The sequence below is a fragment of the Aromatoleum evansii genome, assembly GCF_045689615.1.
Lineage (GTDB): Bacteria > Pseudomonadota > Gammaproteobacteria > Burkholderiales > Rhodocyclaceae > Aromatoleum > Aromatoleum evansii.
In genome coordinates this window covers 1136557-1149602 of sequence record NZ_CP141259.1, presented here as the reverse complement: position 1 = coordinate 1149602, position 13046 = coordinate 1136557, and the positions used below count along the sequence as shown (strand labels likewise).

Here is a 13046-nt window from a genome sequence, read left to right as displayed (position 1 = left end):
GCGAGCAACGAGCCGGACAGGGTCGGGTACCACCGCCCGGATCAGAACACATTTACATCATTTTACACATGACGTTTGCGAAGGCGCGACCAAGCCGACGTGGCACGTTGGAGAAGGGTAGCCGCCGGTCACCCCAGATGCACGGTCGCGAACTTGCGCTTGCCCACCTGCAGCACCACGCTCGTCCCGGCGCGCAGCACGAGGCCCTTGTCCTCGACACGCTCCCCATCGAGACGCACCGCCCCCTGCTCGATCATGCGCATCGCCTCGGATGTCGTTCCGGTCAGGCCGGCCTGCCTGATCACCTGGAAGACGGGCATGCCCTCGGCGCCTGCCATGACATTCACCTCGGGCATGTCCTCGGGAAGGACTCCGCGCTGGAAGCGTGCCTCGAATTCGGCACGAGCCTCCTCGGCCGCCCCTGCGTCGTGAAAACGGGTGACCAGCTCCATCGCGAGCATGACCTTGATGTCGCGCGGATTGCGCCCCGTCTCGGCGTCTCGGCGCAATGCGGCAATCTCGCTCGTGGAGCGGAAGGACAGGAGCTCGTAATACCGCCACATGAGGTCGTCCGAGATCGACATCAACTTGCCGAAGATGTCGCGCGGACCTTCGGCGATACCGATGTAGTTGCCCAGCGACTTGGACATCTTGTTCACACCGTCCAACCCCTCGAGGAGCGGCATCATCAGGACGCACTGCGGTACCTGCCCCTCATGCTTCTGCAGCTCTCGCCCCATCAGCAGATTGAACTTCTGGTCGGTGCCGCCGAGTTCGATGTCCGATCGCATCGCAACCGAGTCATAGCCCTGACACAGGGGGTACAGGAATTCGTGAATGGAGATAGGCTGGGTGGCAGCGTAGCGCTTGGCGAAGTCGTCGCGCTCGAGCATGCGCGCAACGGTGCTGCGAGAAGCCAGCCGGATCATCCCGGCCGAGCCGAGGGATTCCATCCATGCGGAGTTGAAGCAGATCTCGGTCTTTTCCGGGTCCAGGATCTTGAACACCTGATCCTGGTAGGTGCGCGCGTTTTCCATGATCTGTTCGCGCGACAGCGGCGGACGAGTCGCGTTCTTGCCCGACGGATCGCCGATCATGCCGGTGAAGTCGCCGATCAGGAACATCACCTGATGCCCCAGATCCTGGAAGTGTCGCAGCTTGTTGATGAGGACCGTATGGCCGAGGTGCAGGTCGGGCGCGGTGGGATCGAAACCCGCCTTCACCCTGAGGGGGCGGCCGGACTTGAGCTTTTCGACCAGCTCGGCCTCTATCAGCAACTCGTCGGCACCCCGCTTGATCAGTTCGAGGGCTCCCTGTACATCAGTCATGCAACTCTCCATTCAACGGGGCGACAAGAAACTTTGCTAAACTCGCGGAAGTTTTTTGTCCGAAAATCCCATGCAGGCACGAAAAGTCAGGATTCTAGCCGATCTGAACGGCCTCCTCCCCACCGGGCGCAAGCGGTGGGCCGTCGGCGCACTGGTCGGCACCTCGCTGCTGGGCGTTGTCGCCGCCACTGCTGTCCCTCCCGGAACCCCCGCAACATCCATCGCTACCGAGTCGGTCGTGGAACGGCTCGGGCCGATCGCACCTCAGCCGTCCGACGCGCCGGACCTGCCATTCGTGTTCGACGAACGCGTGCGTCCCGGCGACACGATACAGGCAATCTTTCGCCGTATCGGCGCGAACGATCAGCAAGTCATCGACTACCTGAATCAGCCGGCGGGGCTGCAAGCCCAGAGACAGCTGCGGGCGGGCCGGTCAGTTCTCGCGACCGTTTACACGGACGGCAGGATCGCCTTGCTGAGCCTGCCGATCGCCGGCGGCGACGAGCGCTACACCGTGGAGCGGACGGCTGCCGGCCTGGAATCGCGCACGGGCACCCCCGCGACGCTCGCCACGAACGTCGAGATGCGCTCCGGGACGATCCGCCAGACCCTGTTCGGTGCAACCGACGCAGCGGGCATCCCGGACAGCGTGGCGACGAAACTGGCGGAAATTTTCGGCACCGAAATCGACTTCAGCAGTGACTTGCGTCGTGGCGACCGCTTCAGCGTGGTGTACGAATCCCTGCACGACCAGGGCATGCCGGCAGGGGCTGGCCGCATTCTCGCAGCCGAATTCGTGAACGACGGCAAACGCCACACGGTCGTGCTCCATCGTGACGAAGACGGCGCCGATACGTACTTCACCCCCGAGGGGCGCGGGCTGAGCCAGGCATTCCTGCGCTATCCGCTCGAATTTTCGCGCATTTCGTCCAACTTCGGCGGGCGCATGCATCCGATCCACAAGCGCTGGAAGGCGCACAAGGGCACGGACTTCTCCGCACCGACGGGAACGCCGGTGAAGGCCGCCTCGAACGGCATCGTCGAGTTCGCGGGTGGCCAGGGCGGCTACGGGAACATAGTGGTGATACAGCACCGCGACGGCTATGAAAGCGCCTACGCACACCTCAACGGTTTCGCGAAGGGGCTGCGCAAGGGGCAGCGCGTTCGCCAAGGGGACGTGATCGGCTACGTCGGTTCCACCGGATGGTCGACAGGCGCGCACCTGCATTTCGAGATCCGCGTAAACGGAGTGGCGCGCGATCCGATGAAGATCGCGCTGCCGACGACCCAGCCACTCGGAGGCAACGCACTGGCAAGCTTCCGTCGCGAGACCGCGCCGTTGCTCGAGCGCTTGGCGCTACTCGATCGCACTGCGGTGGCGCGCGCGGACTGAGCCGGGAGGACGGAGTCCAAAAAAAACGGGAGGCCGAGGCCTCCCGTTTTTTCTTCGTAACGTCCGCGTCAGGCCGAGAAGGACGAGCCGCAGCCGCAGGTGCTCGTGGCGTTCGGATTGCGGATCACGAACTGCGATCCTTCGAGCCCTTCCGTATAGTCGATCTCGGCGCCGACGAGATACTGGTAGCTCATCGAGTCGATCAGGAGCGTGACGCCGTTCTTCTCGAACGCCGTGTCGTCCTCGTTCACTTCCTCATCGAAAGTGAAGCCGTACTGGAAGCCGGAGCAGCCACCACCGCTGACGAAGACGCGCAGTTTGAGTTCGGGGTTGCCCTCTTCCTCGATCAGTTCCTTGACCTTGCCCGCCGCGCTGTCGGTAAAGACGAGCAGTTCGGGCGTTTCGACTGCAGTACTCATGTTATCTCCTGAAGGGGTGTGCACTTTCAAATAATGCGTCACCCGACGCGTTTCGTCAAAATGAGAGTGGCTATCGCCCCGATTGGTTCCGTCACGGGCTGACGGGGACGATATCGAGCCCCAGGGTTTCGTTCAGACCGAACATGATGTTCATGTTCTGCACTGCCTGACCGGCGGCCCCCTTGACGAGGTTGTCGATGACCGACAGGACGACGACGATGTCACCGCCCTGGGGGCGATGGACCGCGATGCGGCACATGTTGCTTGCGCGCACCGAGCGGGTTTCCGGATGGCTGCCGGCCGGCATCACATCGACGAACGGCTCGCCGCGATAGCGGGCTTCGAACAGGCCTTGCACGTCCACGTCCTGCGTCAGCCGGACATACAGGGTGGCGTGAATGCCGCGGATCATCGGCGTGAGATGCGGCACGAAGGTCAGGCCGACAGCCTTGCCCGCCATGCCGGCCAGACCCTGACGGATCTCGGGAAGATGACGATGCCCCGGCACACCGTAGGCCTTGAAGGTATCTGCAGACTCGGCAAACAACGTGTGCACCTCGGCCTTGCGTCCGGCGCCCGAGACCCCCGACTTGGCATCCGCGACCAGGTGCGAAAGATCCGCCACTCCGGCCTCGATCAGCGGCAGGAATCCGAGCTGCACTGCGGTCGGATAGCAACCCGGGTTGGCGAGCACGCGCGCGGAACGGATCTGCTCGCGGTTGCGTTCGGGTAGACCGTACACCGCTTCGGCCACGAGTTCGGGCGCGGCGTGGGTCATGCCGTACCACTTCTGCCATTCGGCAACGTCGCGGATACGGAAGTCCGCCGCGAGATCGATGACGCGAACGCCCTTGTCGACGAGTTCCCGCGCCTGCTGCATGGCAATGCCGTTGGGCGTGGCGAAGAACACCACGTCGCAACGATCGAGTTCGGCGTCGGCGGGGGTGACGAAGCGCAGGTCCACGCGTCCGCGGAGGCTCGGGAACATCTCGGCCACTGCCATGCCGGCGTCGCCACGCGAGGTGATGGCCTGCAATTGAACGCCGGGGTGACGCGCAAGCAACCTGAGCAGTTCGACACCCGTATAACCCGTACCGCCGACGACACCTACCTTGATCATGCTTTCTCCTTGGCGGGGCAATCCCCGATGCAGTTTTTGATTATCTCATTCCTGGCCCGTGCGTTTTGCAGGCACAAAAGCAAAAAGCCGCCCAGCGGGCGGCTTCTTGTCCAGCGGATACCGGGAAAGGTATCAGCGCTTGGAGAACTGCTTGCGGCGACGGGCCTTGCGGAAACCGACCTTCTTCCGCTCGACTTCGCGCGCGTCGCGGGTCACGAAACCAGCCTTGCGCAGCACCGACTTCAGCTCGGCATCGTATTCGATCAGCGCACGGGTGATGCCGTGACGAACGGCACCCGCCTGACCCGACTCGCCACCACCGGTGACGTTCACCATGATGTCGAAGCGGTTTTCGTTCTCGGTCAGCGTGAGGGGCTGGCGCACGATCATGCGGCCGGTTTCACGCGAGAAGAACTCGTCCAGCGGCTTGCCGTTGACGACGATGTTGCCGGAGCCCGGCTTGATGAAAACACGGGCAACCGCGGTCTTGCGGCGGCCAGTGCCGTAGTTGTAAGTCACAGCCATTGATCGGCTCCTGTCAGATCTCGAGAACTTTGGGCTGCTGAGCGGCGTGCGGATGCTCGGCACCCGCGTAGCACTTCAGCTTCTTCAGCATGGCGTAACCCAGCGGCCCCTTCGGCAGCATGCCCTTCACCGCCTTTTCGAGCACACGTTCCGGGAAGCGCTGCTGCAGCTTGGTGAAGTTGGTTTCGTAGATTCCGCCCGGGAAACCGGTGTGGCGATAGTACTTCTTGTCTTGCGCCTTGTTACCGGTGACACGCAGCTTCTCGACGTTGACCACGACGATGAAGTCACCGGTGTCGACGTGCGGCGTGTAAATGGGTTTGTGCTTGCCACGCAGACGGCGAGCCACCTCGGCGGCGACCCGGCCAAGCACCTTGTCCGCAGCGTCGACAACAAACCAGTCGCGCTTGACTTCGTGCGGCTTGGCAGAAAACGTTTTCATTCGAATCCTCGATCTTGTCCGGCCTGGGGCAGAGGCCAATAAACGGAAAGCTCGTGATGGTAATAGGAAGCACACCTGAAAGTCAAATCAGGATGTGTGATGATCGCCAGAAGGGTGATGATACAGGAAGACTGGATCCGCCATCGACACGGACAAAGTCGCCGACTTTTGTGTCAGGTCAAAGCCGCAGCGGATCTCGCATGAATAATAGTGCACTTTTGACCGAAGAAAGTGGAGGAGCAAGGGTATGGCGGAAGTGAAGTTCTTTGGCGGAGAGAGCGTCCCGCTGGAAATGCACAAGGTCCGGATCGTCCAGAAGCTGGCGCTGCCGCCCATCGAGCGCCGATTGGCGGCGATCACGGAGGCCGGGAACAACACCTTCCTGCTGCGCAACTCGGATGTCTTCATGGACATGCTCACCGACAGCGGCGTGAATGCGATGAGCGACCAGCAGCAGGCAGCGATGCTCGTGGCCGATGACAGCTATGCGGGAAGCGCCACATATACCCGACTGGAGAGCAAGCTGCAGGAAATCTTCGGCATGCCCTACTTCCTCCCTGCCCACCAGGGCCGCGCATGCGAGAACATCCTGTCGCAGGTGCTGGTGTCGAAGGGATCCGTGGTACCGATGAACTATCACTTCACCACCACCAAGGCGCACATCACGCTCAACGGCGGCACGGTGGAAGAACTGGTCGCCGACTCGGGGCTCGAAGTCGTCAGCGTGCATCCGTTCAAGGGCAACATGGACACGGGCAAGCTGCGCGATGTGATCGGCCTGCACGGCGCGGACAAGATCGCCTTCGTGCGCATGGAAGCGGGCACCAACCTGATCGGCGGACAGCCGTTCTCGCTGCAGAACCTTGTCGACATCCGGAAGATCTGCAACGAGCACGGTTTGCTGCTGGTGCTGGATGCGAGCCTGCTTGCGGACAACCTGCATTTCATCAAGCAGCGCGAAGCCGACTGCAAGGCGCTCGGCATCCGCGAGATCACGCGCCGGATCGCGGACCAGTGCGACATCATTTATTTCTCGGCACGCAAGCTCGGATGCGCCCGCGGCGGCGGCATCTGCATCCGCAGCGAGGAACTTTATCGCCGGATGCGCGGGCTGGTGCCGCTGTACGAAGGCTTCCTCACCTACGGCGGCATGTCGGTGCGCGAGATGGAGGCACTCACCGTCGGACTCGAGGAGACGATGGACGAGGAGGTGATCAACCAGGGGCCGCAATTCATCGCCTATATGGTCGACGAGTTGCAGAAGCGCGATATCCCGGTGATCACGCCGGCAGGCGGATTGGGGTGCCACATCAATGCAATGAAGTTCGTGGACCACATCCCGCAGGCAGAGTACCCGGCCGGCGCGCTCGCTTCCGCGCTGTATATCGCCGGCGGCATTCGCGGGATGGAGCGCGGGACGCTGTCGGAGCAGCGAGAACCCGACGGCCGCGAGATCTTCGCCAACATGGAACTCGTTCGCCTGGCATTGCCGCGCCGGGTCTTCACGCTGTCGCAGGTCAAATATGCAATCGACCGCCTGGAGTGGCTGTACGCCAACCGTCGGCTCATCGGCGGCCTCGCGTTCACGGAGGAGCCGGAAATCCTGCGCTTCTTCTATGGTCGCCTGAAGCCCGTATCGGACTGGCAGGAGAAGCTCGTGACGAAGTTCCGCGCGGATCTGGGCGACAGCCTCTGATCTCGACCTGCCCGGCCGCCACTTCCGCCAGGAAGGCGCGGCCGCAGACGAGCACGCCGGAGCTTCACGCATCGACAGGCATGAAGCCCGCTTCGGGCACACCAAAAAAAACGCAGTCCTAATAGGACTGCGTTAAATCCACACCAAAGGAGGAGGGTGGAGGAGACACCGGCTTGGATCACGAAACTTGATTGATCCGACTGGTTTCGATTATCCGCAGCCGAACTTCTCGTGGCAAGGTTTTTTTGTGCATCGCACTATAAATGTTTTAATCGAAAGATAAGCATCGCTTATAAAATCCCAACTTATTGACGCATATCAATTTAGCGAACCACTCCCGCGTATCTCCCGTATGCCGTCAGAACTTGCCGGAGAGTTATCCACCCCATTCTTCCGCACTGCAGCATTCTCACCTGACGAAGCCGGCGGGCGCGTCCGGCGTTCCGGTAGAATCGCCATCCGGTCGACCGATGGCGACCCCAATCCAGCCGACAACGGAGTCAAAGATGGAATGCACGATCAAATGGGTCGACGGGATGACCTTTCTTGCCGAAACCGGCACAGGTCACGTCGTCGCAATGGACGGAGCCCCCGATGCGGGCGGGCGCAACCTCGCGCCGCGTCCGATGGAGATGATGCTGGCGGGCGCAGGCGGGTGCACGGCGTTCGACGTGGTGCTGATCCTGCAGCGCGGTCGTCACGACGTGCGCAACTGCGAGGTGAAGCTGGTGGCGGAACGGGCGGAAACCGATCCAAAGGTATTTACGCGCATCACCTTCCACTTCACCGTGACGGGCAAGGGGCTGAAGCGCGAAGTGGTCGAGCGGGCGGTGCATCTGTCGGCGGAGAAATACTGCTCCGCGTCGATCATGCTGGCGAAGACGGCCGAGATGGTCCACGAAGTGACGATCGTGGACGTGGAATAAGCAGGCTCGGGCCGAGACGCACCCGGGCGGGGGCGACCGCCCCCTGCCCCAGCGCACCGATCAGACGCGGTACGCGGCGGTCGTCATCACTCGCGCCATGAACTTCATCGCGACCTTCACCGGCGCGGGCAGCTCTTGCGCCCCCAGACCGACCGCGGTGTCGGCGTGGCGGGCCTCGTCCACTTTCATCTGCTCGATGATTTCGCGCGTTTTCTGATCCTCGGCCGGCAGCTGGTCGAGATGCCCGCGCAGGTGAGCCTCCACCTGGCGCTCGGTTTCGGCGAGGAACCCGAGGTTCCAGCGGTCGCCGAGGCGCCCCGCCAGCATTCCCAAGGCAAGCGACCCGCCGTACCAGAGGGGGTTCAGCAGGCTCTTGCGCCCGCCGAGTTCGGCGATGCGCTGTTCGGTCCAGGCGAGATGCTCGGTCTCTTCGTTCGAGGCCTGCTCCAGTTCGCGCCGCACGCTGGCATCGCGGGACATGATGGCCTGCCCCTGATAGAGGGCCTGGGCGCAGATCTCGCCGCAGTGATTGACGCGCATGAGGCCGGCAACGTGATCGCGTTGGGCGTCGCTGAGCACGGTATCGGGCATGTCGCCACCGGGGACGGGGCGCACCGAGCGCGCGGGGGCGAACAGGGTGCGCAGGGCCTTGTCGAATTCGACGATGAGCTGATCCATTGTTTTTTCCTCGGTCCGCAGGCTTATTTTCCCGATTTCATGAAGGTGCTGGCTTCGCCGCGCAGCCGCTTCAGGACTTCGTCGCGGTTGCGCGGCGGCACCGGGCCGTCGCAGATGTGGTCTTCGGACAGCGCCGCACGCGGGCGGTTGTAGGCGTTGTCGATGATCGGCTTCCATTCCTCGTCGCGCGCCGCGGTCCATTGGCCGTTGGCGCGGCCGGTGGCGTACAGGCGCCAGGTACCGCCGGCGCAGCGGATGCCTTCGTGGGTGACGTTCGTCGCACCGCCCGCGGTACGGATCACCAGCGTGTAGCGAACGACGCCGTCTTCCGCGACGACGAGGCTGTCTTCATCGATGTAGAAGTGGTTGGGCGATGCGCTGCTGACGAAGAACTCGCGCAGGGCGGCGTCGCGCGGCGGCGCGGGCAGCGTGTGCTCGCCCTCCTTCCACTCGGGATCGGGGTCGGTGAGTAGCCCGGCGACTGCCGGGGCCGAAAAACAGACGAGGGCCAGGAGGCCCCCGCGGACGATGGGATGCAGCAGCGTCAAGCTCGCAGGTCTCCACACAAGGATTGCCGGATCGCGTCGGGTACGGGTTCCACGACCGCCGTGAGGGCGGGATGATCGACGCCAACCGCGAGCGCGGCGCCTGCATGCAGGGCGCGGATCTGCGCGGGCGGCAGTTCGAAGCGGAGGAAGTGCACCGCGGACGTCTTTTCGCCATTGTCGCGTTCCAGGTCCTCGTCCGCAATCGCGAAGATAGGTTCGCCATCTCCGACGCGCACCCAGACATGGCGTTCGACCCCGATCAGGCGCGCTAGCCACTGTCGCCGCTGATCCTCGGTGGGGAATTCGATCATCATCGTCGCCTTCCAGTTGTTGCCGTCGGGAACGAGCGGGTTATAGGCGTCGAGCTCGTCCCGGATTCCGACCTCCTCGGAGGTGCGTTCGATGCGCAGCATTTCCTGGATCTGGTAGCGGATCGTGAGTTCGTCCTCGAAGATCAGCGTGATGTGCTCGCCAAGATGCAGCGTGCGCGCCTTCTTGTGCGCGATGACGCGGCTGCGGAAGTCCGCCCGCTCGCGCGCGTAAGCTTCGAGGCTGAGGAGGCTATCGCGGGAAATGGCGTTCATCGGGTCGATTCCTCACAGTCCGTAGGCCCTGCGCAGCAGGGTCAGGGGGTGGGCCTTCTCGGCCTCGAGTTCGTTGCCGCCGTCGCGGATGCCCTGCCGGATGTGGCGGGCGGCGATGGGGCAGTCGGAGCTGATGTAATCCGGCGCTCCTTGCGCCATCTGGCGGAACACCGGGCGACCGATCTTCATGGACTGCTCGAAGTACTCTTCCTTGACCCCCCAGGTGCCGTCGTGACCGGCGCAGCGCTCGACGGTGGTGACCTCGGTGCCCGGGACGAGTTGCAGGGTCTCGCGCGTCTTCTGTCCGATGTTCTGCACGCGGCTGTGGCAGGGGATGTGATAGGACACCTTGCCGAGCGGCTGCTTGAAGTCGGTTTTCAGCAGGCCGTCGCGGTGGCGGAGCATGAAGTACTCGAAGGGATCGAACATCGCGTCCGCGACGGCGACGATATCGGCGTCGCCCGGGAAGAGCAGCGGGAGCTCCTGCTTGAACATCAGCGCACACGAAGGCACCGCGGCGAGGATCGCGTAGCCGTCGCGCGCGAGCGCCGCCAGTTGCGGGATGTTCACGTCCTTCAGGCGTCGCACGCCTTCGAGGTCGCCGAGCTCGAGCTTGGGCATGCCACAGCAGGCTTCCTGGCGGGCGAGCACGGCCGGGATCTCGTTGTGCGCGAGCACGGCGACGAGGTCGTGACCGATGCCGGGCTCGTTGTAATTGATGTAGCAGGTCGAGAAGATCGCGACCTTGCCGGGGGTGCGCTCGCCGTCGCGCACCGGCCACTCGGCCCGGAGCTTGGCGGCGCGACGGAAGCGAGTCGGCGCGTAAGGCGGCAGCTCGCGCCGCTTGTCGACGCCGAGCACGGATTGCAGCACGCGGCGCGCGGCACCGTTGCGGTTGGCGGCGTTGACGGTCTGGGCGACGACCGGGATGGCGGCGAGCTTGCCGAGCGCGTCGGTGCTGGTGAGCACCTTGTCGCGCAGGCGCACTTCGCCCTTGCGGAACTTGACCGCCTTGGCGCGCAGCATCAGGTGCGGGAAATCGACGTTCCACGGATGCGGAGGGACATACGGGCACTTCGTCATGAAGCACAGGTCGCACAGATAACACTGGTCGACGACCTTGGCGAAGTCCTTCTTGCCTACGCCGTCGAGTTCGCCGGTACTGCCCTCGTCGATGAGGTCGAAGAGGGTCGGGAACGCGTTGCACAGGTTCACGCAGCGCCGGCAGCCGTGACAGATGTCGAACACCCTCTCGAGCTCGTGGGCCAGCCGGGCTTCGTCGTAGTAATCGGCCCGCTGCCACGCAATCGGATGGCGCGTGGGGGCTTCGAGACTGCCTTCCCGCTTGGACATGCGACCTCCCTTGGCGCGCGACCCGCAGGCCGCGCGGCGTGGAAGAAGGAGTCAGGGCATTCGCCCGCGGCCGGATACGGCCGAGGACTCAGTCCTGCAGGGCGTCGAGCGCCTTCTGGAAGCGGTTGGCGTGCGAGCGCTCGGCCTTGGCAAGCGTCTCGAACCAATCGGCGATCTCGTCGAAGCCCTCGTCGCGGGCGACTTTCGACATGCCCGGGTACATGTCGGTGTACTCGTGCGTCTCACCTGCGATGGCGGCGCCGAGATTGGCGCGTGTGGCACCGATCGGCAGCCCGGTGGCAGGGTCGCCGCAGGCTTCGAGATATTCGAGGTGGCCGTGCGCATGCCCGGTTTCGCCTTCCGCAGTCGAGCGGAACACCGCGGCAACGTCATTCTGGCCTTCAACGTCGGCCTTTGCCGCGAAGTACAGATAACGGCGGTTGGCCTGCGATTCGCCCGCAAATGCGGCCTTCAGGTTCGTTTCAGTCCTGGATCCCTTGAGTTCCATGGTCGTCTCCTCGTTCGGTGCGTCGAAGATCCGCCCCGGTCTGTCGCCGGGGATGCTTGAAGCCTAGAACCCGCCGGCGCCATGCGAAAATTGAATGGAGCTATGTTTTCGATGGCGTCCGGCTATGGGGATGTGTCGACCGCTCAGGCCGCGATGGCGGCTTCGATCTCGGCGAAGGTGCGCGCGATCTCGGTGATCATCGGTTGCGGTTCGCCGAGTTGCCGGGCGATCTGCGAGGCGGAGAAGATGCCGCGGATCAGACCGCGACCGCCCTCCTCGCGCTCCAGCACCAGGGCATGCTGTCGCCCGGAACGCCGCAAGGTCGCGACGATGTGGCCCACGTCGGCACGCATGACCTCGCCAAGTTCGACGGCCTCAATCTTCTCGAGCGGGGTCATCACGCTGTCCACCGTCAGTTCCCCGAGCGGCACGCCGCGTTCGCGTGCCGTATGGACGGGGCGCTCGCCGAGGAGGTCGGCGACGGAGAGGACGCCGCGCACGTGGTGGCGCGCGTCGGTCACGAGGAGGAGCCGGACGCCGCGCAGCAGCATGGCGCGGTTGGCCTCGTCGAGCAGAGTTTCGCCTGAAATGGTCGCGGCCGGCACCCGGGTGAAATCGGTCATGACCTCGACTGCGGGCGAAGACGCGGAGACCTTGCGACTTTCATCCGTTCTGGCGACTTCGCAGAGCAAGCCCGCCAGGCGGGCTTGTGGCAGCGGTTCGAATTCCCGGTTCATGAGCACCTCCCATTGCAGACGATGGCGTGGAGGGGCGCTTGCGCGCCATGCAGACATCGCTCGACCGAAATCGCGCGCGCCCCGCAGACGGCGCCGTCGATGTGCGCCGCGGCCGGTCGGAAGCCGGCACAACCACTTCGACCTGCCATTCGTTCAACGGTTCAGCAGCACGTGGGAGGGGCCGAAAAAAGAACGCCGCGCCGCCCCCGGAAGATCCGGCGGTGGCGCGGCATCGTCGATGCCACATTCAGGGCTCGCGCGCTTCCGCGGCGGCCCGGTAGGCTTCGGGCAGCTCTCCGGGACGGACCCGGAACAGGTTTTTCGCCAACTCCAGCAGTGCCTGCTGGTAAACCTGCCGCTTGAACTCTATGACAGCTTCCAGCGGCACCCAATACTCGCTCCAGCGCCAGGCATCGAACTCCGGATGATTGCTGGCTCGCAGGCAGACGTCGGAATCACGGCCGACCAGCCGCAGGAGAAACCAGATCTGTTTCTGCCCGCGGTAGGTGTTGCGCCATTCCCTCTTTATCCAGTGTTTCGGAACGTCATACCTCAACCAGCCGCGCGTGCGGCCAAGAATCTTGACGTGCTCGGGGCGCAGACCCACTTCTTCGAAGAGTTCCCGGAACATCGCCTGCTCGGGGGATTCCCCGTGCTTGATGCCGCCCTGCGGGAACTGCCAGGAATGTTCGCGAATCCGTTTGCCCCAGAACACCTCGTTGCGCGCGTTGACCAGAACGATGCCGACGTTCGGGCGATAGCCTTCACGGTCGAGCATGATCAAACCTT

General features: G+C 63.8%; 15 protein-coding genes. 3 read left to right on the top strand and 12 right to left on the bottom strand.

Going from position 1 to position 13046, the window contains the following annotated elements; genetic code table 11:
• Nucleotides 1-128: 128 nt before the first annotated feature.
• A complete protein-coding gene (gene tyrS / locus U5817_RS05175; protein WP_407279926.1) occupies nt 129-1328 on the bottom strand; it encodes a tyrosine--tRNA ligase in 1200 nt (399 codons plus the stop codon).
• Nucleotides 1329-1398: 70 nt separating this feature from the next.
• Between tyrS and U5817_RS05170 the strand changes: the two genes are divergently transcribed.
• Nucleotides 1399-2721 (top strand): M23 family metallopeptidase, encoded by a 1323-nt coding sequence (locus U5817_RS05170; protein ID WP_407279925.1) that lies wholly within the window; start codon nt 1399-1401, stop codon nt 2719-2721.
• A 68-nt stretch (nt 2722-2789) separates the two neighbouring features.
• On the opposite strand, the gene erpA is transcribed toward U5817_RS05170, so the two are convergent.
• The 4 genes from erpA to rplM form a co-directional block, all read right to left on the bottom strand.
• Nucleotides 2790-3140, bottom strand: a complete 351-nt coding sequence (gene erpA / locus U5817_RS05165; protein ID WP_018988795.1) for an iron-sulfur cluster insertion protein ErpA — start codon at nt 3138-3140, stop codon at nt 2790-2792.
• Nucleotides 3141-3231: 91 nt separating this feature from the next.
• A complete protein-coding gene (gene argC, locus U5817_RS05160; protein ID WP_407279924.1) occupies nt 3232-4260 on the bottom strand; it encodes an N-acetyl-gamma-glutamyl-phosphate reductase in 1029 nt (342 codons plus the stop codon).
• 132 nt (nt 4261-4392) lie between these two features.
• Nucleotides 4393-4785, bottom strand: coding sequence for a 30S ribosomal protein S9 (gene rpsI / locus U5817_RS05155; RefSeq protein ID WP_169128440.1), 393 nt, complete (start codon nt 4783-4785; stop codon nt 4393-4395).
• Nucleotides 4786-4798: 13 nt separating this feature from the next.
• Complete coding sequence (rplM, locus tag U5817_RS05150) at nt 4799-5227, bottom strand: 50S ribosomal protein L13 (RefSeq protein ID WP_076601387.1); 429 nt, start codon at nt 5225-5227, stop codon at nt 4799-4801.
• 247 nt (nt 5228-5474) lie between these two features.
• Here rplM and U5817_RS05145 point away from each other — a divergent pair, with 247 nt between their 5' ends.
• A complete protein-coding gene (locus tag U5817_RS05145) occupies nt 5475-6923 on the top strand; it encodes a tryptophanase (RefSeq protein ID WP_407279923.1) in 1449 nt (482 codons plus the stop codon).
• 506 nt (nt 6924-7429) lie between these two features.
• Nucleotides 7430-7849 carry an OsmC family protein gene (locus tag U5817_RS05140; RefSeq protein WP_407279922.1) on the top strand — a complete coding sequence of 140 codons (420 nt, stop codon included), beginning with the start codon at nt 7430-7432 and terminating at the stop codon, nt 7847-7849.
• 60 nt (nt 7850-7909) lie between these two features.
• Here the strand turns inward: U5817_RS05140 and coq7 are convergent, their stop codons facing one another.
• The 7 genes from coq7 to U5817_RS05105 form a co-directional block, all read right to left on the bottom strand.
• On the bottom strand, nt 7910-8527 hold the full coding sequence (coq7, locus tag U5817_RS05135; RefSeq protein WP_407279921.1) for a 2-polyprenyl-3-methyl-6-methoxy-1,4-benzoquinone monooxygenase: 618 nt from the start codon (nt 8525-8527) through the stop codon (nt 7910-7912).
• 23 nt (nt 8528-8550) lie between these two features.
• Nucleotides 8551-9075 (bottom strand): CNP1-like family protein, encoded by a 525-nt coding sequence (locus U5817_RS05130; RefSeq protein ID WP_169128446.1) that lies wholly within the window; start codon nt 9073-9075, stop codon nt 8551-8553.
• Nucleotides 9072-9659 carry a DUF3501 family protein gene (locus U5817_RS05125; protein ID WP_407279920.1) on the bottom strand — a complete coding sequence of 196 codons (588 nt, stop codon included), beginning with the start codon at nt 9657-9659 and terminating at the stop codon, nt 9072-9074. Before U5817_RS05125 ends, U5817_RS05130 begins: the two co-directional genes overlap by 4 nt.
• Before the next feature lie 12 nt (nt 9660-9671).
• Nucleotides 9672-11012: a heterodisulfide reductase-related iron-sulfur binding cluster gene (locus U5817_RS05120; protein WP_407279919.1), complete on the bottom strand. Its 1341-nt coding sequence runs from the start codon at nt 11010-11012 to the stop codon at nt 9672-9674.
• Nucleotides 11013-11100: 88 nt separating this feature from the next.
• The gene (locus U5817_RS05115) at nt 11101-11520 is read right to left on the bottom strand and encodes a rubrerythrin family protein (RefSeq protein WP_191658376.1); all 420 of its coding nucleotides are present in this window, start codon (nt 11518-11520) and stop codon (nt 11101-11103) included.
• 143 nt (nt 11521-11663) lie between these two features.
• Nucleotides 11664-12143 (bottom strand): CBS domain-containing protein, encoded by a 480-nt coding sequence (locus tag U5817_RS05110; protein WP_407279918.1) that lies wholly within the window; start codon nt 12141-12143, stop codon nt 11664-11666.
• A 361-nt stretch (nt 12144-12504) separates the two neighbouring features.
• The gene (locus U5817_RS05105; RefSeq protein WP_076601672.1) at nt 12505-13035 is read right to left on the bottom strand and encodes an RNA pyrophosphohydrolase; all 531 of its coding nucleotides are present in this window, start codon (nt 13033-13035) and stop codon (nt 12505-12507) included.
• Nucleotides 13036-13046 lie beyond the last annotated feature (11 nt).

Coding starts and splice junctions, on each gene's coding strand:
- tyrS (WP_407279926.1), bottom strand. CDS start 1,328: ATGACTGATGTACAGGGAGCCCTCGAACTGATCAAGCGGGGTGCCGAC.
- U5817_RS05170 (WP_407279925.1), top strand. CDS start 1,399: ATGCAGGCACGAAAAGTCAGGATTCTAGCCGATCTGAACGGCCTCCTC.
- erpA (WP_018988795.1), bottom strand. CDS start 3,140: ATGAGTACTGCAGTCGAAACGCCCGAACTGCTCGTCTTTACCGACAGC.
- argC (WP_407279924.1), bottom strand. CDS start 4,260: ATGATCAAGGTAGGTGTCGTCGGCGGTACGGGTTATACGGGTGTCGAA.
- rpsI (WP_169128440.1), bottom strand. CDS start 4,785: ATGGCTGTGACTTACAACTACGGCACTGGCCGCCGCAAGACCGCGGTT.
- rplM (WP_076601387.1), bottom strand. CDS start 5,227: ATGAAAACGTTTTCTGCCAAGCCGCACGAAGTCAAGCGCGACTGGTTT.
- U5817_RS05145 (WP_407279923.1), top strand. CDS start 5,475: ATGGCGGAAGTGAAGTTCTTTGGCGGAGAGAGCGTCCCGCTGGAAATG.
- U5817_RS05140 (WP_407279922.1), top strand. CDS start 7,430: ATGGAATGCACGATCAAATGGGTCGACGGGATGACCTTTCTTGCCGAA.
- coq7 (WP_407279921.1), bottom strand. CDS start 8,527: ATGGATCAGCTCATCGTCGAATTCGACAAGGCCCTGCGCACCCTGTTC.
- U5817_RS05125 (WP_407279920.1), bottom strand. CDS start 9,659: ATGAACGCCATTTCCCGCGATAGCCTCCTCAGCCTCGAAGCTTACGCG.
- U5817_RS05120 (WP_407279919.1), bottom strand. CDS start 11,012: ATGTCCAAGCGGGAAGGCAGTCTCGAAGCCCCCACGCGCCATCCGATT.
- U5817_RS05115 (WP_191658376.1), bottom strand. CDS start 11,520: ATGGAACTCAAGGGATCCAGGACTGAAACGAACCTGAAGGCCGCATTT.
- U5817_RS05110 (WP_407279918.1), bottom strand. CDS start 12,143: ATGACCGATTTCACCCGGGTGCCGGCCGCGACCATTTCAGGCGAAACT.
- U5817_RS05105 (WP_076601672.1), bottom strand. CDS start 13,035: ATGCTCGACCGTGAAGGCTATCGCCCGAACGTCGGCATCGTTCTGGTC.